Source organism: Salinirussus salinus, from assembly GCF_009831455.1.
In the GTDB taxonomy this organism is placed as follows: domain Archaea; phylum Halobacteriota; class Halobacteria; order Halobacteriales; family Haloarculaceae; genus Salinirussus; species Salinirussus salinus.
The window spans coordinates 240,788-257,483 of sequence record NZ_WOWO01000003.1; the positions used below are offsets into that span (position 1 = coordinate 240,788).

A 16,696-nucleotide genomic window follows, 5' to 3' on the forward strand; every position below is an offset into this window, starting at 1 on the left:
CCGCTACGCGGTGGTCTCCTCGTCGGCCCGTTCCATGATGAGGTCCCGGAGCTCGATACGGTCCTCGATGTCGGCCATCTCGGCCTCCTCGATGAGCGCCGTGCCGTCGACGGAGTCCCGCGGGGCGTCCTCGACGACGTAGACGCTGGTCGTCCGGGTGACGTGGCCGACCGAGGACATGATCCGGGCGCGCTTCTCGGCGGTCTTGGTGAACTCGGAGTGGCCGGTGAGCACCCGGTCCTCGCGCTCCTCCTCGTCCTCGCTGACGGTCTTGAACGGCGCCCGGTCGGTCGGGTGGACATCGTAGCCCACCCGGGTCAGCACCGCGACGATCGGCTCGTCGTCGGGGTCGACTTCGGGGTCCTCGGGGGTCCCCTCGTCGTCGCGGACCTCCTCGGCACCCTCCAGCACGCTCACCGGGGAGGTCAGCGGGGCGTCGAACAGCTCCTCGAGCTGGGCGGCGACCTCGACGCTCGCGTCCATACCGTCCTCGTACTTCGAGACGGTCCGGCGCGAAACGCCGAGCTCCTGGGCGAGCTGTCCGAGCGACCAGTCGCGGTCCTCGCGGGCGTCGGCGAGTACCTCGCTGTCGATGCTGACGTAGAGGCCGCCGGGCGCGGCGTAGATCAGCGGCGGGACCTCCTCGACGAACAGGTCCATGGCGGTGTCGGGCGCGAGCACCGGCACGCCGTGACGGAAGTAGACCACGCCGGGCTTGAGCTGTTCGTCGCGGGTGCGCAGCCCGACCACCAGCGGCGTCGCGCGCAGGTACTCCCCGAGCCGGCGCATCTCCGCGCCCGTCCCGGCGTCCAGCGCGTCGATGTTCCCGAGGATCTTCACGAGCAGCGTGTCCCGACCCCGGCGGGCCGCCACGTCGAAGCTCTTTGGCCGGATCGCACACCGGTCGCTGACGAGGAATCCGGCGTCCTCGAGCATGGCCGTGACGTTGTCTACGAGTGCGGACCGGGACATGATCCTTCAGAGACTGTAGACGATTCCCGTACTTATCGTTTGTGCCGCCGGTTCCTCCCGTGTCCGGCGATCGATGGAACCTATCGTCACACGGTCAGGTCCGCGGCCGCCCGTCTGCCGCGAGCGTCGAAAGGCGTTTTGGCGTCTCCGGCCAACCCCCGGACGTGACCGTCATCGGGCTGGACGACACCGACTCCCGCGAGCTGGGGATGTGCACGACCTACGTGGCCAGCCGGCTGGCCGGCGACGTCGCGGCCGCCGGCGGAACCGTCCGGCGGACCCTTCTCATACGGTTGAACCCCGCCGTCGAGCACAAGACCCGCGGGAACGCCGCGCTCGCGGTCCACACCGACCTGCCGGCCGACCACGCCCGTACCCTCGCCGCCGACCGCCTCGACCTCGCGGTCGACGACCCCGAAACGAACCCGGGCGTGGCGGTGGCCGACTGCGAGCCCGAGGCAGTCCCGCCGGCGGTCGCCGACTTCTCCCGGGCGGCCGTCCGCGACTACCACGAGCCGGCGGACGCCCGCGCGCTCGCCCGCGAGCACGGCATCGACACGCTGGAGCGGGGCACCGGCCGCGGAGTCGTCGGCGCGCTCGCGGCCGTCGGCGCGTACCGGGCGTTCGGGGAGTGGACCCACGAGACCATCGCCTACCGCGAGCGCGAGCGGTGGGGGACCGAGCGCGACGTCGACCGCGACTCCGTCTTCGCGGCGGCCGAGGGCGCCTACCCCACCGTCTGGGACACCGTCGACCGCGTCGAAGGGACGGCGGTCTGTGTCCCCCGGACGCCCTGCCCCGTCCTCTATGGCATCCGCGGGGAGACCCCCGAGGCGACCCGGCGGGTCGCCCGGGCCATCGACAGCGAGCCGGTCGCCCGGACCCACACCTTCCTGACCAACCAGGGGACCGACGCCCACCTCCGGCCGGCCCGCGCCAGCCAGATCGAGAACGGCCGCGCCTACCGCGTCGACGGCACGGTCGTCGACGGCCCCGGGACCGTCGAGGGCGGGCACGTCTTCCTGACGGTCCGTGACGACGCCGACCTGCGGTGTGCGGCCTTCGAACCCACGAAACGGTTCCGGGACCGGGTGCGCGCGCTCCGGGCCGGCGACCGCGTCACCGTCTGTGGGGAGGTCGCGGACGGCACGCTCAAACTCGAGAAGTTCGCCGTCCGCGACCTGACGACGACCGAGCGGGTCACGCCCGACTGCCCCGACTGCGGCCGGTCGATGGAGTCCGCCGGCCGCGGGCAGGGCTACCGCTGCCGGGACTGCGGGACGAGCGCTGACGGCAAGGCCGAGCGGACCGTCGGACGCGACCTCGAGGAGGGGTGGTACGAGGTCCCGCCGGTCGCGCGCCGCCACATCGCCAAACCCCTCGTTCGGAGCGGATTCGACGCGCCTACCCACCCCGAGCGGTAGCCGAACAGCGGCAGTCGAGCTACTGTCTGCTCGCCGACCAGTCAGGCCTTCAGTCCGCTCCCGGTCAGGACGACGCAGACGTCCTCGCTCTCGCCGATGGCACCGGTTGCCCGGAGTCGCTCCAGGGCCGCGGGCGCGACGGCACAGGTCGGCTCGGTGTCGAACCCGCGCTCCCGGAGCCGGTCGAGCGCCCCCAGAGTCGTCTCGGCGTCGACCGCGATGGCCTCGCCGCCGGTCTCCTCGATAGCGGCGAGTATCTGGTCGCGGCGGGCGGGCTCGCGGATCTGGATCCCGTCGGCGGCGTCGTTGTCGCCCGCGGCCGCGTCGGGGCCGTGGACCCCCTCCACGATGGGCGCCGCGCCGGCGGCCTGCGCGCCCACGAGTCGGGGTACGTCGTCGGTCCAGCCGGCGGCCGCGAGCGCCCGGAACCCCCGGTAGGCGCCCAGAAAGAGCGTGCCGTGACCCAGCGGCGTCACCACGACGTCGGGCACTGACCAGCCCCGCTGGGCCGCGAGTTCGAGCGCGCAGGTGGCGGTACCGGCGAAGAAGGCAGGTTGCCAGGCGTGGCTGGCGTACCACCCCTTCCCTGTCTCGACGCGCTCGATGCAGGCGTCGGTCACGTCCTGGCGGCTCCCCTCGACGCCCACGGCAGTCGCGCCCGTCCGCTCGATAGCCTCCCGTTTGGCCGGCTTGGCGTCGGCGGGGACGAATATCTCGGCCGCCAGCCCGGCGCGGGCGGCGTAGGTCGCGATGGCGTGGCCGGCGTTGCCCGAGGAATCCTCGACGACGCGCTCGACGCCCAGCGCGTCCGCGAGTGAGAGCGTGACTGCGGCGCCGCGGTCCTTGAACGACCCCGTCGGGAAGAGGTAGTCGAGTTTGAACTCCGCGTTCCACGCCGGTGCGTCGACCAGCGGGGTCCACCCCTCGCCGAGCGTCACGCGCTCCCCGACCGGGAGGAAATCCGCAAAGGCCCACAGCCCGCGGTCGCGGTCGAGCGCCGAGGTGGCGGGCGGCCCGCCGTCTGCCGGCCGGGGCAGGTCGCCGAAATCCAGTGCGTGCCCGCAGTCACATCGCCAGGGCGCGTCGGCGGTCAGCGGGTACTCGCGCCCGCAGTCGCGACACTCGTACATACGCGACCGTCGGGAGCGGGACACATCAGAACCGCGGTCGAAAAAGCGAACGAAACGAACCGCGAGCGGTGCGGGCAGCATCCGGCGGCCGTCAGGCCGCCGGTTCACTCGCCGCGAGACCGCGGAGCGGTCGAGCGGCGAGGTCGTTTTTCCCCACGTTTTTGCGACCGAGTGGTGCCGTAGCGCGGCGAAGCCGCGCAAGGCACCCGAGGGAGTAAAAAGTGGTCTTACATCGCGCCGCCCATACCGCCCATGCCGCCCATGCCGCCGCCCATGCCGCCCATGCCGCCGCCCATACCGCCGCCGGGACCGCCGGCACCGGGTTCCTCGTCGTCGTCGTCGCCCTGGCCACCCTTCAGGTCGCCGGCGGCGATGACGTCGTCGATCCGGAGGATCATCACGGCGGCCTCCGTGGCCGACTCGACGGCCTGGGTCTTGACCCGCAGCGGCTCGACGGCCTCCTCGGACATGTCGGAGACCTCGCCGGTGTAGGCGTTCAGGCCGACGGTGCTGTTGCCGCTGTCGTGCTCGGAGCGGAGCTCGACCAGCGAGTCGATGGGGTCGAGCCCGGCGTTCTCCGCGAGCGTGCGCGGGATGACGTCGATGGCGTCCGCGAAGGCCTCGATGGCCAGCTGCTCGCGGCCGCCGACGCTGTCGGCGTAGTCACGCAGGCCCAGCGAGAGCAGGGTCTCGGGGGAGCCGCCGCCGGGGAGGACCTTGCCGTCCTCCAGGGTGGCGGAGACGACGCCCAGCGCGTCCTCGATGGCGCGCTCGACCTCGTCGACGACGTGCTCGGTGCCGCCGCGGAGGATGAGCGTGACTGCCTTGGCGTCCTCGACGTCCTCGACGAAGATCTTCTCGTCGCCCGCCAGGTCCTTCTCGGTGACCGAGCCGGCGTAGCCCAGGTCCTCGGCGGTGATGTCCTCGATGCTGGAGACGACGCGGCCGCCGGTCGCCCGCGCCAGCGCCTCGATGTCCGAGCTCTTCGCGCGGCGGACCGCCAGGATACCCTCCTGGGCGAGGTAGTGCTGGGCCATGTCGTCGATGCCCTTCTGACAGAAGACGACGTCGGCGCCGGCGTCGGCGATGGCGTCGACCATCTCCTGGAGCTGCTGTTCCTCCTGGTCGATGAACTCCTGGAGCTGGTCGGGGTCGGTGACGTTGACCTCGGTGTCGAGTTCGGTCTCGGGGACCTCGATCGCGGTGTCCAGCAGCGCGATGTCCGCGTCCTCCTTGAAGTGGGGCATGTTGTCGTGGACGCGGGACTTGTCGATGATGACGCCCTCGACGAGCTCGGACTCGTCGATGGAGCCGCCGACGACGGTCTCGACTTTGACGTTGTCAGTGTCGACGCCCTCCTCGTCGGCGACCGACTGGACCGCCTGCACGACGAGCGCGGCCAGCGTGTCCTTGGCGCTCTCGGCGCCCTTGCCGGTCATGGCCGTCGCCGCGACGTGCTCGAGGGTGTCGTCGTCGTCGGCGTCGACGTCGATGGCGTTCTCCTCGAGCAGCTCCTTGGCGTGCTCGGCGGCCTGGCGGTATCCCTGCGCGAGGATGGTGGCGTGGATGTCCTGGTCGAGCAGGTCCTCGGCCTTCGAGAGGAGTTCGCCCGCGATGACGACCGCCGTCGTGGTGCCGTCGCCGACCTCGTCCTCCTGGGTCTGGGCGACCTCGACGATCATGTTCGCGGCGGGGTGCTCGATGTCCATCTCGTCGAGGATGGTCACCCCGTCGTTGGTGACGACGACGCTGCCCGCGTCGTCGACGAGCATCTTGTCCATCCCTTTCGGGCCGAGTGTCGTCCGGACCGCCTCCGCGACGGCCTTCCCGGCCGTGATGTTCATGGACTGTGCGTCCTTGCCCGAGGTCCGCTGGGAGTCCTCGGAGAGTACGATGAGGGGCTGGTTACCCATCTGCTGAGCCATAGTCAAGAGAGTGATTGTCTGTGGTTCTATATAAACTTTTCCTTGGGCGCCGGCGAGAGCACCGACCGGGGGAGCGAATACGCGGTGTGGCAACGAATGTCGCGGGCCGATTTAAGAGTGTGCCTCGCCGGCTGCGAACCGCTTATCCCCCCTCGTGTTGACAGTCCTACATGGTCGATACCGCCCGTTCCCGCGTCTCGCTCGACCGCGGGGACCTCCCGACCGTGCTCGCCGGCGTCGTGGGCGTCAACGTCGTCGGCGCGGTCCCGGCGCTGCTGGCCGGCCCCGACTCGGCGTGGTTCCGCTCGCTCGTGAAACCCGACATCTACCCGCCGCCGTGGGCCTTCGGCGTCGTCTGGACCGCCCTGTTCACGCTGCTGGGGGTCGCGCTGGCGCTGGTCTGGCTGGCCGGCCCCGAGCACCGCCCCGTGCGGGTCGCGCTCGGCGTCTTCGCTGCCCAGATGGCGCTGAACGTCGCGTGGACGCCTGCCTTCTTTGCCCTCGAGAACCTCGCGCTCGGGCTCGCCGTCATCGTCGCGCTGTGGCCGCTTGTCGCCGCCACGCTCTGGGCCTTCGCCCGCGTCGACCGCCGGGCCGCGGCGCTTGTGGTCCCCTACCTCCTCTGGGTGACCTTCGCCGCGCTGCTGAACTACCGGTTTCTGGTCCTGAATTGAACCGTTTTGGACGCGGGCGATGACCTACCCGGACTCCGGCACCGGCTCGTCCACGCGGCGACCGTGGACGGCCAGCCCGACCCCGAGCACGACGCCACCGAGCCCGGCGGCCAGCGCGGCGGCCCCGAAGACACCCCGGACGCCCGCCACCGGGACGACCACCCCGAAGGCGAGCGGGGAGAGAAACTGTCCCAGGTAGCCCGCGGAGGCGATGTAGGAGGCGAGACTCCCCTGCCGGTCCGGCGGCGAGAGCGCCTCGACCCAGGCGAACGCCGAGGGGAAGACCAGCCCGGTCCCCACCCCGAGCGCGAGGACCGGGACTGCGGCCGCGAGCGCCCCCTCGACGGCGGCCGCGACACCGAAGCCGGCGACCCACAGCCCGAAGGCCGCCAGCACGAGCCGGTGACGGCCGAAGCGGCCCACAAGCCGGTCGTAGGCCGCCGCGGCCACCGCCGAGGCGGCGCCGTTGGCCGCGAGGTACAGCCCCACCGACAGCGTCGAGGTCACCCCGAGCCCGGCGAGCAACTGCGGATAGTACACCACGACAACGTACAGAAAGAGGTTGGCGCCGAAGTACAGCAGGTAGACCGCCGGGATCGCGGGCAGCCGGCGGAAGACGGCCAGAAGCTCCCGGACCTGCTCGCCCGGGCCGGGCCGCGTGTCGGTCGTCCCACCGTTGCCGCCCGTCCCGCCACCGCCGGTCGTCCCGCCGTGGTCGGTCGCGGGGACCGCCACCAGCGCCACCAGCCCCAGCGGCAGGGCGGCCAGGTACACGCCGAAGGGGGCGTGCCAGGAGACGGTCCCCAGAGCCCCGCCGACCAGCGGCCAGACGGCCGCGCCGAGGCTGTTCGCGCTGCTGCGCAGCCCCAGCGCCCGGTCCATCCGGCGCCCCCGGTAGAGGGTGTAGATGAGGACCGTCACCCCGGTGTAGACGAGCGCGACGCCGGCTCCGAGGACGACCCGGGAGGCCAGCAGGGCGCCGAAGGAGTCGACGACGAGGCCGGCCCCGCCGCCGACCCCGTACAGCCCCAGCCCCAGCAGGTAGGGGCCCCGCGGCCCGACGCGGTCGATCAGCGCGCCGGCAAGCGGGCTGGCGACCACGATGACGACCCCGTGGGTCGTGATGACAAGCCCCGCCAGCGACTCCGAGACGCCGACGCCCATCCCGATCTGGCGGACGACCGGCCCGATGATCGCGCCGGCCATCACCGTCAGCGTCGCCGATGCGAGGATGACCGCGAGCGTGAGCCGTGCCGGGGACGGCGAGCCGGAGCGACCGCCGGCTGTCTCTCCGTTCGCATCCGCGCCCGTGCCAACGTCCGTTCCCGTGTTCGCGTCCGAAGTCGACGTCACCGCTTCCCTCGTGCTGTCGCCGTCTGGCTCATCTGCAAGGGCTGTCCGACCCGACAGGTCCCGGTCGCTATCACGGCTTCGGTCCGGGGCGGTTCAGCCGGTGAACTGGTGATACTCCAGCCCGCGGTGTTTGAGCTCGTTGCGCCTGCGCTCGAGGAAGGAGTAGACCGCGCCGTGGGGGGCGCCGTCCAGCAGCATCTCGGCTGCCTCCCGGACGGCGTCGACCTGGCGCGGGCCGCCGATGACCGCGAGGGTCGTGCCGTAGATGACTACCGAGGCGCCGGTCAGCTCCTGCATCAGCTCCCGGGTGCGGCCGTCCTCGCCGATGAGCCGGCCCTTCTGGCGGCGCAGGTCGTTCTTGTTCCGGGAGGCGGCCTCGATGTCGACGATGTCGAACATCATCATGTCGTCCTCGAGCAGGCGCAGCGCGTCCTCCGGGGCGAACCCCCGGCCGATGGCCTTCACGATGTCGGGGGCCTTCAGGGCGGTGACGGGGTCCCCGACGGTCTCGATGCGGACGCTGCCGGTCTCGCTGTCGATATCCAGCCGGACCTCGGCCCGGGCCTCGATCTCCCGCATCGTCTCGCCGCCCGCACCGATCAGGACGCCGATGCGGTCGTCGGGAACCTTCACGTGCTGCATAAGTACGCTCGCGTACGCCAGGCTGCTGTTAAAGTCCTTCGTCGTGGCCCGCACCTGCCGGCTCCGGCGGGCCTTACAGCTCCCGCGCGACCACGAACGCCCGGTGGGGCTCCCCGCCGACGACTTCCTCCCGCTCCTCGACCTGCTCGAACCCGTGGCGACGGTAGAACGGGAGGCCGGCCCCGTTCTCGGCGAGGACGACGGCGCGCACGCGCTCGTACCCGCGCTGGCGGAGGCGCGCACGGAGGGTCTCGAACAGGCGGCTCCCGACACCCTCCCCCCAGCGGTCGGGGGTGACGTAGATGTTCACGAGCTCCGCGCCCGGCCCGTGCTCGCTGTCGGTCCCGCTCGCGTAGCCGAGGACCCGCTCCCCGGCGACCGCGACCAGATAGACGACGCCCTCGGCGGTGACTGCCCGCTCGACTTCCTCCGGGGCGTAGTACGCCGACAGCGTCTCCTCGATGGTCTCTTCCTCCATGATGTCGCCGTAGGCAGCCCGCCACCCCGCGCTGGCGACCCGTCTGATCCCGGGGACGTCCGCCGGCGTCGCCGGCCGAACACGAGGCTCCATGTGTGTCACTCTACCGCATAGAAACATGACCGTTGCGGGGGTGTGTCTCCCGCTCGCGGTTCCGGGAGTTCGCGGTGCTCAATCGTCCTCGCCTGGCTCCGCGGGTCGTTCTCTCCCCGCTTCGCTTCGAGGCCGATTTCGCGGTGCTCAATCGTCCTCGCCTGGCTCCGCGGGTCGTTCTCTCCCCGCTTCGCTTCGAGGCCGATTTCGCGGTGCTCAATCGTCCTCGCCTGGCTCCGCGGGTCGTTCTCTCCCCGCTTCGCTTCGAGGCCGATTTCGCGGTGCTCAATCGTCCTCGCCTGGCTCCGCGTGCTCGCGGACGTACGCCAGCAGCTCGTCGCCGCTGGTGTCGACGCCCTGTCGGGCGAAGAAGGCCGCGACGTTCTCGCAGTCCCGCTCGAGAAAGTCCTCGTGGTTGGGGTGGTGCACCGTCACCGCCTGCCCGAGGTCGATGACGTACAGCTCGGAATCGTGGACCACGACGTTGTACTCCGAGAGGTCACCGTGGACCAGGCCGGCGTCGTACAGCCGGCGGAGGTACTCCCGGACCACCTCGAAGGCGGTCTCGGGGTTCTCGACGTGGACCTCGCCGAGCCGCTTGGCCCGGCCGGTCTCGGTGCCCAGAAACTCCATCACGAGCACGTTGCGCTCGACGGCGACCGGCTCCGGCGCCCGCACGCCCGCCGCCCGCGCGCGCTTGAGGTTCGCGAACTCGCGTTTGACCCACGCCGTCACCACGGCCTTCTTGTTCCCGCCCAGTTCCTCCAGGCGGGGGTCCCCCTCCAGGTAGCCCCGCATGTCCGTGAAGTCGGAGGCGTTGATCCGGTAGACCTTCACCGCCACTTCCCGGTCGCCCGCGAGGGCGGTGTAGACGTTCGCTTCCTTGCCCGTCGAGACCGGGCCGCCGAAGGCGTCGATGTGGCCGTCCTGGACCAGTTTGTACAGCGCGCCGTAGGTCGCGTCGTCGAAGACGCTGGCCTCGACCTTGAACTGGTCTGCGTCCTTGATCCGCTTGCGGAACTCGTCGAACTCCCGGTCCTGTGCGCGGGCGACCCGGTCGGCCTCGGTGTCGGAGACGTCGAGTTCCTCCCACTCGTCGCCGGGCGCGTCGGCCTCGTCGGTGTCCAGCAGGCCGTACTCGGCCATGTCAGAAAAGGCGGCCCGGGCGGGCCGGACCGGCGGGGGCGTGCGGCGTCATTCCTGGATGTGTCCTTCCTCGCGGAGCTGGTCGGCCTCCTGTTTCTCGTAGCGCCAGGTGATGTCGGCCTTCTCGTCCTGCCAGTCCCAGGGCTCGACGAGGACGACGTCGTCCTCGCGGATCCAGATGCGTTTCTGCATCTTGCCCGGGATCCGGGCTGTTCGCTCGACGCCGTCCATACACCGTACCTTGACGCGGTTGGCCCCCAGCATGTCCGTGACGATGGCGAACACCTCGTCCTCCTCGGGCATGCGGAGGTCCGTTCGGCCCTCGTTGTCGCTCATACCCCGAGCTTCGCCGGCGAGGCTGTTTAAGCTTTGCAACGTGGAGCCGAACGGGGAGACTTAACCCCCTCCGCCGGCCATCGGGGGTATGTTCGACAGACTCGGCATCGGGGGCGTCTTCGGCGTCCTCCTCCTGCTGGCCGGTATCGGCGTCGTCGCCTCTCAGAATCTCGTCGTCGCCGGCGGTATCGCGCTCGTGATCGCCGGCCTCGGCTTCGTCGTTTACGGGATCGTCCGCAACCTCGTCTCCGCGCTCGGGATGATGGGTGGCGGCGGGATGGGCGGCATGGGGGGGATGGGCGGGATGGACGACCTGGACGACCTGGAGTGAGCGGAGCCCATAAAGTATACACCCACAACACGAGACCACCTGGTATGGACGGCCCCTCCAGACGCGATGTCCTGCGAGCCGGTGGCGTGGCCGGCCTCGCCGCCACGTCGGCACTGAGCGGCTGTGCCGGCCTGTTCGGCGATGGCGGGGACGGCGAGAGCACGCCGGACCCCGACGGCACGTCCCGTCTCGACGCCGTCCCGGAGGGTGCCACCGCCGTCGTCCACGCCGACCTCCAGTCGATGTTCGAGGACGAGGTGCTCCGCGAGCGGGTCAACCGCCTGGTCGCGGACCTGGGCCAGCGGATCCCACAGCTCACCGTCACGGAGGCGCTCGACCTCGCCGAGGAGCGCAGCGGGCTCGACCCCCGCCGGATGAACGAGCTGCTGGCTTTCGGCTCCGTGGCCACCGGCGACGGCGCGTTGCTCGTCCGGACCGAGTTCACCGACGCCGAGGTCACGGAGCTGGTCGAGACGTCGGTCGACGTGACCGAGCGCACGTACGGCGACCACACGGTCTACGGCTCCGGCAACGGCTCCCAGCTCGCCGTCCTCGGTGACGGCCGGTACGTCCTCGGGACCCCGATGGCCGTCGAACGCGTCGTCGACGTACAGAACGGGGACGTCCAGCCCGTCGGCGGGGAGGTCCGGACCGCCTACGCCGCGGCCCGCGGCGGGTACATGCGCTTTGGCTTCGACATCCCCCCCGAGCGCCTGTCCGGGTCTGGCGGTCAGGCGGCGGCTGCCCGCGACATCGAGTACGGCTACGGCTCCCTGTTCCGCGACGGCCGGTCGCTGTTGCTGTCGCTCACCGCCAGGACGGAGGACGTGGAGAGCGCGGAGGCGCTCCGCGCCCAGCTCGGGGAGGGGATCGAAGCGGTCCGGGCGGACCTCGACCAGATCGAGCGGCCACAGCTCCGCTCGCGGGTCGAGCGCCTGCTGACGAAAACCGAGCTGTCCCGCGACGGCCCGACGGTGACGGTCCGCAACTCCGAGGGCGGCGTCGCCATCGCGACGGCCGTCGCCGCCGTCGTCGTCTCCTTCGTCCTCGGGCTCGGGTCCCGGCCCGTCGACGCCCCGGAGGCCGTCTTCGGATTCGACTACGACCCCGCCGCCGAGCAGCTCACGGTCCAGCACCGCGGCGGCGACCACATCGCCGCTGCCCGGCTCTCCGCCGAAGGCCAGGGCGTCGGGGCGACCGGCGCGTGGGCCGCCCTTGGCGGCGAGGCGAGTGGCACCATCGGCGAACAGCCCGCCGTCCAGGCCGGCGACTCCCTCGTCCTCGGAGCCCGCCCTGGCTACGACCTCAGCCTCGTCTGGACCGCCGCCGACGGCTCCACCTCCCGGACCCTCGCTACCGACTCGGGCCCCGAGGCCTGACGGACGCTCCCCGCTCGCTATTGGAGGGCGATTTCACTGCGCTCGCTCGCTTTCCGCTCGCGCCGGAAGGCTCCTTTCAGTCCCCTTCCCCCGCCCGATGCTCGCTGATGATCTGGTCCACCATCTCGGCGCTCTGCTGGCGGCGCCGTTCCGCCGCCCGCGCCTCCCAGTCGGCGATGGCCTCCTCGACTTCGGCCTCGCGGGCGACGGCGAGTTCGTCGACCTCCTGGACCGTCACGAGGTCCGCGGGCGCGACCGGGACCTCGTGCTCGAAGAGGACCTCGTCGGCGACGTTCGAGAGCTGGCCGTTCCGGAGAACCACGCGGGGCCCGACCTCGACCAGCCGCTGGGCGGTCGACCGGCCGGCCCCGCTGGCGTCCCGGAAGAGGACGACGTCGTCCTCGGCCAGCCCGAACGCCTCGTCGGCGGCCTCGATGGCGCCGGTCGTGAACTGCTCGACGACCTTGACGGGGACCAGTCCGGCCTTCTTCTCGGCGACGTCCGCGAAGTTCGAGTGGTCGAGCTTCCACAGCGCCTTCAGCCGCTCCAGTTTGCCCTCCAGGTCCTCGACGCGCTCGCGCTCCTCGTCGAGTTCCCGCTCCAGGCGGTCGTTCTCCCGCTCCAGCCGGGTGACCTCCCGGCGCTCGCGGGCCTCCCGGCGCTCCTCGCGGCGGGCCTCGGAGAGTTCGGCCTCGTACTCCGCGAGCTGTTCGTCCTTGCGTTCGATGGTCGCTTTCAGGTCGTCGACGTGACCCTCCAGACGCTCGACGCGGGCCTCCAGGCGCTTGATCCGCTTTTCCTCGGCGGTGAGTTCGCGCTCGGTGTGCTCGGTCCCGCCCCCGTCGCTGTCCCCGTCGTCGTCGGCCAGGTCGGCGAGCACCGTCTCGACGGACTCCTCGCCGCCCAGCACGCGTGCGATGACCGGGCCGACCTCCTGACGCGGGGGGACCTTCGCGGCGACCCGGTCGAACTGGTCCTCGTGGTCGTCGTACGCCGAGAGGGCGGCCGCCAGCGCGTCGCGCTCGTGGTCGTTGTCGTACCCCTCCTCGCGGGTCCGGTGCTGTTTCTCGTCGACCGGCAGGTCCCGCTCCGGCGTCCAGCCCGCCGCGTCGAAGCTCCGGCGCAGCTTCTCGACGGTCTCGGGCATCGGGGTCACGTCCGCGGCGACGACCACCGGCCGCCCCCGCTCGACGACCCACTCGATCACCTCGCTCGTGTCGGCCGTGCGGGTGCTCAGCAAGTCCAGCACCTCGCCGTCCAGCCCGACGACCGCGACTGCGGTGGTCGTCCCGGGGTCGACCCCGACGAGGACGTGGTCCCGGCGCTTGGCGAGCGGGCGAAACTCGATGCCGTCCCGCCGGACCCGCTCGATCTCGATGCGGGTGTCCCCCGAGCGTTCCGTCGAGACGGGAATGTCGCTCGGGCGCGCCTCCACCGTGAACACGCAGTTCGAGAAGCCGCCGTACTTCTCGGTGGCGTCCCGGTCGTACTCGAGGCCGGCGGCGTCGAGTTCGGACTCGACCTCGCGGGCCCGCTTGCGGACGGCGCCGTGGATCCGGCGGGTGTAACGGTCCTCGCTCCACCCGCCGCCACCTCCCGTCGAGCGGCCGCGGGCGACTTTCACCTCGGTCCGGTCGGTGAAGGCCGTGACCTCCTGGCCGACGTTCGCGGCCGCCAGCCGCGCGGCGGCCTCGGCCTCCTTGATCGGTTTCTTGCCGTAGGGCACCCCGTGGCGGGAGGCGACCCGCGAGAGCGGCTCGGGCTGTTCGGCGCCGGTGACCTGAACGAGGCTGGTCTCGTCGGGAAGCGACCCGAGGAGGTGGACCAGCGCGTCCTTGTCCTCGGCGAGTTCGTACATGTTGTCGGTGGCGAGGATGGCCGGCCGCTCCTCTTCCACCCGCCGGCGGAGCTTCCGGTAGGAGACCACGTCGCGCTCGATATCCTCGCCGTCGAAGACGACCAGGGCGTAGGAGGGGGCGTCGCCGCGGACGTCCCCGCTCTGGATGTCGACCCCGAACACCACCGCGTCCAGCGGGCCCGTACGGGCGTTCACAGGTCTCGGTAGGTGACGGTTCTGTATAAATCCACGGCGGCCGAGGCCGGCGGTTCGCTCCGGTCACGGAACCGGCTCGACTGCCCGTCTCGTGAGGTCCGGCAGCCGCGAGCCGCTGCCGTGTCCGTCCGCCGAAACCGGCGACCCGCCGCACGCTCCGCGGCGGTCACTCCTCGGCGTACACGAGCGTTCGCCGGCACTCGGGACAGACGTACGGAACTGGCGTGAGAACTTCGTCGGCCCGGACGCCGGCGAACAACCTGTCGTCAGCGGCGGGCGAAACGATGGCGAGCGTTCCGGTGATGTCGGTTCCCTGCAACTCCATCCGCTCCAGCGGCTCCCCGCAGTCCGGACAGGCTCTCTCGGAGGACATACGTATCCTTTCGCTCCCGGTTGTGAACCTGCTTTCGATGCGCGCACGCCCGCGGGTCACAGGCTGCCACGCCGGCCCCCGGTGGCAGCCGACACACACCGTCGCCATCTTGATGAACGCTCCCACGGTAGTGAGCCCATGCCCGTCTCACACGCCGGCGTCCTCGTCTACGAGGGGTTCGAACCCCTCGACGCCGTGGGGCCCTACGAGGTGCTCTCTATCGGCGCCGACCGGCTGTCCGCCTCGGCGTCCGGGTCGGCGGCCGGGACCGACCCGGACCCCGGCTTCGAGACCTCGCTGTGTACCGCCGACATGGCCGAGCGGGTCACCTCCGCCTACGGGATGACCGTCGAGTCCCACGGCAGCGTGGCCGAACTCGACCCCGACCTGCTGGTCGTCCCCGGCGGGGGGTGGAACGACCGCGCGGAGACGGGGACCCGGGCCGAGGCCGAACGCGGCGTCATCCCGGACCTGCTCGCCGAGCGGGCGGCCGCGGGGACCACGGTTGCGGGCGTCTGCACCGGCGGCATGCTGCTGGAGCGGGCGGGTCTGCTCGAGGGCAAGCCGGCGGTCACTCACGCCGGCGCGCTGGAGGACCTCCGGGACACTGGCACCGAGGTCGTCGATGCCCGCGTCGTCGACGCCGGCGACGTGCTGACCTGTGGCGGCGTCACCTCCGGGCTCGACCTCGCGCTCTACATCCTGGAGCGGGAGTACGGCGACGACCTCGCGGCAGCGGTCGCCCGGTCAATCGAGCACGAGCGGCGCGGCCCGACACACGTCGCGGACGGCTGACCGCCGTCGCCGTTCCAGGGCCGTGACACCGGTCGCGGGGAGGCGGCGTCACTCGACGTCGACGCCGGTAACCTCGAAGCGGGCGCCGCCGTCCGCGCCGTCGGTGGCCCTGACCGTCCACCCGTGCGTGTCGGCGACCTCGCGGACGATGGAGAGCCCGAATCCGGTGCCCTCCTCGGCCGTCGAGTGACCGGGATCGAACAGCCGGTCGCGGTCCGTCTCGGGGAGTCCCGACCCGTCGTCCTCGACGTAGAACCCGGAGTCGTCGGGCAGCTCGCCGACCCTGACGGTCACCCCGCGCCCGCCGTGCTCGACCGCGTTGACGAAGAGGTTCTCCAGCAGTTCCTGGAGCCGCGTCGGGTCCGCGCGGACGAGGGTCTCCCCGGGGGTGACCAGCGCCGCGTCGTACGTCTGCACGGTGTGCCAGGCCCCGCGAGCGAGTTTCCCGACGTCGACCGACTGGGTGTCGGGCACACCCCCGCCCTCCCGCGCGAGCGTCAGGACGTCCTCGATCAGCCCCTCCATCCGCGCGTGTGCGTCCGCGACCGCGTCGAGGTGTTCGCTGTCGCAGTCCTCGGCGACGAGCTCCGTGCGCATCCGGGCGACGTTGAGCGGGTTCCGCAGGTCGTGGCTGACGATACTCGCGAACTCGTCGAGCCGTTCGTTCTGGCGCCGCAGCCGCTGCTCGCGGCGCTTCTGGGCGGTGATATCCGTGGCCAGCCCGACCAGCCACTCCGTCTCGCCGTCCTCGTGGCGGTGTGCGCCGGCTTCCACCCACCTGGTCTCCACCCCCTTCTCGAAGGCCGTCCGGAACTGGACGGTCACGTCGTCGACTTCTCCCTCCAGCAGCTCCGTCCACGCCCGCTCGACCGCCCCGCGGTCCTCGGGGTGGACCGCCCGGTCGAAGAACTCCGCGGCGGCCCCGACGTCCTCCGGGACGACCCCGAACACCTCCTCCACGTCGCCGGTGTACGACACCGGCTCGCCGGTCTCGGGGTCGACCGTCCAGATCAGCGCGTCGGTCGCCGCGAGCGCGAACCCGGTCTGTTCGCGCAGCGTCTCCAGCTCCTCGCGGCAGCGTTCCCGCTCGGTGACGTCCCGTACCCCCACCGCACACCCGCGGCAGGCGTCGTCGTGCGGGAGCGGCCTGACGTGGAACTCACAGACGCGGGGCTCGCCGCCGTCCCGTGGCGTCACTTCGGCGGTCAGCCGCCCGCGCTCGCGGTCGACCCCGTCCGCGAGCAGGTCCGACGCCACCGCCCGGTACTCCTCGGGAAGGTGCTCCGGGACCGTCCCCTCCTCGGCCAGCTCGAGAAACGGCCGCCCCTCCAGGGCTGTCGGCGCCGCCCCGACGATGTCGGCCCACCCCTCGCTGACCTCGCGCATCCGCCCGTCGGCGTCGAGTTCGAACACGCCGCCGGGGACGGTGTCGAGCAGCGTCCGGAACGCCTGGCGCCCGGTCACGCGTCCCCTCCAGTCGGTTCCGGGACGTCACCGCGTCCCCGCGGCCACCCCGTGTCACTTCCGTTCCTGACGCGCGCCGCGCTCCCGAACGCGGCGCGTCCGGCCACCACACCCATGCCCCATGCTCC

At 71.6% G+C, this 16,696-nt stretch carries 16 protein-coding genes; 5 read left to right on the forward strand and 11 right to left on the reverse strand.

The window, feature by feature from the left end; translation table 11 throughout:
• Positions 1 to 3 precede the first annotated feature (3 nt).
• Positions 4 to 972 carry a transcriptional regulator gene (locus tag GN153_RS11140; protein WP_159902736.1) on the reverse strand — a complete coding sequence of 323 codons (969 nt, stop codon included), beginning with the start codon at positions 970 to 972 and terminating at the stop codon, positions 4 to 6.
• 164 nt (positions 973 to 1,136) lie between these two features.
• Between GN153_RS11140 and GN153_RS11145 the strand changes: the two genes are divergently transcribed.
• The gene (locus GN153_RS11145) at positions 1,137 to 2,396 is read left to right on the forward strand and encodes a tRNA(Ile)(2)-agmatinylcytidine synthase (protein ID WP_159902738.1); all 1,260 of its coding nucleotides are present in this window, start codon (positions 1,137 to 1,139) and stop codon (positions 2,394 to 2,396) included.
• A 41-nt stretch (positions 2,397 to 2,437) separates the two neighbouring features.
• Here the strand turns inward: GN153_RS11145 and GN153_RS11150 are convergent, their stop codons facing one another.
• Both GN153_RS11150 and thsA read right to left on the reverse strand, forming a co-directional pair.
• Positions 2,438 to 3,526: a pyridoxal-phosphate dependent enzyme gene (locus GN153_RS11150; protein WP_159902740.1), complete on the reverse strand. Its 1,089-nt coding sequence runs from the start codon at positions 3,524 to 3,526 to the stop codon at positions 2,438 to 2,440.
• A gap of 227 nt (positions 3,527 to 3,753) precedes the next feature.
• Positions 3,754 to 5,439, reverse strand: a complete 1,686-nt coding sequence (gene thsA, locus GN153_RS11155) for a thermosome subunit alpha (protein WP_159903789.1) — start codon at positions 5,437 to 5,439, stop codon at positions 3,754 to 3,756.
• A gap of 182 nt (positions 5,440 to 5,621) precedes the next feature.
• On the opposite strand from thsA, the gene GN153_RS11160 reads away from it, so the two are divergent.
• Positions 5,622 to 6,125, forward strand: coding sequence for a TspO/MBR family protein (locus tag GN153_RS11160; protein ID WP_159902742.1), 504 nt, complete (start codon positions 5,622 to 5,624; stop codon positions 6,123 to 6,125).
• Positions 6,126 to 6,149: 24 nt separating this feature from the next.
• Here GN153_RS11160 and GN153_RS11165 read toward each other — a convergent pair whose 3' ends face one another.
• The 5 genes from GN153_RS11165 to eif1A all read right to left on the reverse strand — a co-directional run bounded on the left by GN153_RS11165 (position 6,150) and on the right by eif1A (position 10,173).
• Positions 6,150 to 7,478 carry an MFS transporter gene (locus tag GN153_RS11165; RefSeq protein WP_236544796.1) on the reverse strand — a complete coding sequence of 443 codons (1,329 nt, stop codon included), beginning with the start codon at positions 7,476 to 7,478 and terminating at the stop codon, positions 6,150 to 6,152.
• A 93-nt stretch (positions 7,479 to 7,571) separates the two neighbouring features.
• Positions 7,572 to 8,120: a KH domain-containing protein gene (locus GN153_RS11170; RefSeq protein WP_159902744.1), complete on the reverse strand. Its 549-nt coding sequence runs from the start codon at positions 8,118 to 8,120 to the stop codon at positions 7,572 to 7,574.
• Positions 8,121 to 8,193: 73 nt separating this feature from the next.
• Complete coding sequence (locus tag GN153_RS11175) at positions 8,194 to 8,691, reverse strand: GNAT family N-acetyltransferase (protein WP_159902746.1); 498 nt, start codon at positions 8,689 to 8,691, stop codon at positions 8,194 to 8,196.
• A 285-nt stretch (positions 8,692 to 8,976) separates the two neighbouring features.
• Positions 8,977 to 9,837 (reverse strand): serine/threonine-protein kinase Rio1, encoded by an 861-nt coding sequence (rio1, locus tag GN153_RS11180; protein WP_159902748.1) that lies wholly within the window; start codon positions 9,835 to 9,837, stop codon positions 8,977 to 8,979.
• A gap of 48 nt (positions 9,838 to 9,885) precedes the next feature.
• Positions 9,886 to 10,173 carry a translation initiation factor eIF-1A gene (gene eif1A / locus GN153_RS11185; protein WP_159902750.1) on the reverse strand — a complete coding sequence of 96 codons (288 nt, stop codon included), beginning with the start codon at positions 10,171 to 10,173 and terminating at the stop codon, positions 9,886 to 9,888.
• 88 nt (positions 10,174 to 10,261) lie between these two features.
• On the opposite strand from eif1A, the gene GN153_RS11190 reads away from it, so the two are divergent.
• Together GN153_RS11190 and GN153_RS11195 are read left to right on the forward strand one after the other, a co-directional pair.
• Entirely contained in the window at positions 10,262 to 10,504 is a 243-nt protein-coding gene (locus GN153_RS11190) for a DUF7470 family protein (protein ID WP_159902752.1), read from the forward strand.
• 44 nt (positions 10,505 to 10,548) lie between these two features.
• Positions 10,549 to 11,883, forward strand: a complete 1,335-nt coding sequence (locus GN153_RS11195) for a type IV pilin (RefSeq protein ID WP_159902754.1) — start codon at positions 10,549 to 10,551, stop codon at positions 11,881 to 11,883.
• A 76-nt stretch (positions 11,884 to 11,959) separates the two neighbouring features.
• Here GN153_RS11195 and GN153_RS11200 read toward each other — a convergent pair whose 3' ends face one another.
• Positions 11,960 to 13,936, reverse strand: a complete 1,977-nt coding sequence (locus GN153_RS11200) for a DUF460 domain-containing protein (RefSeq protein ID WP_159902756.1) — start codon at positions 13,934 to 13,936, stop codon at positions 11,960 to 11,962.
• 166 nt (positions 13,937 to 14,102) lie between these two features.
• The gene (locus GN153_RS11205; RefSeq protein ID WP_159902758.1) at positions 14,103 to 14,309 is read right to left on the reverse strand and encodes a hypothetical protein; all 207 of its coding nucleotides are present in this window, start codon (positions 14,307 to 14,309) and stop codon (positions 14,103 to 14,105) included.
• A 138-nt stretch (positions 14,310 to 14,447) separates the two neighbouring features.
• Here GN153_RS11205 and GN153_RS11210 point away from each other — a divergent pair, with 138 nt between their 5' ends.
• On the forward strand, positions 14,448 to 15,104 hold the full coding sequence (locus GN153_RS11210; protein ID WP_159902760.1) for a DJ-1/PfpI family protein: 657 nt from the start codon (positions 14,448 to 14,450) through the stop codon (positions 15,102 to 15,104).
• 48 nt (positions 15,105 to 15,152) lie between these two features.
• Here GN153_RS11210 and GN153_RS11215 read toward each other — a convergent pair whose 3' ends face one another.
• The gene (locus GN153_RS11215; protein WP_159902762.1) at positions 15,153 to 16,568 is read right to left on the reverse strand and encodes a PAS domain-containing sensor histidine kinase; all 1,416 of its coding nucleotides are present in this window, start codon (positions 16,566 to 16,568) and stop codon (positions 15,153 to 15,155) included.
• Between the last annotated feature and the right edge of the window lie 128 nt (positions 16,569 to 16,696).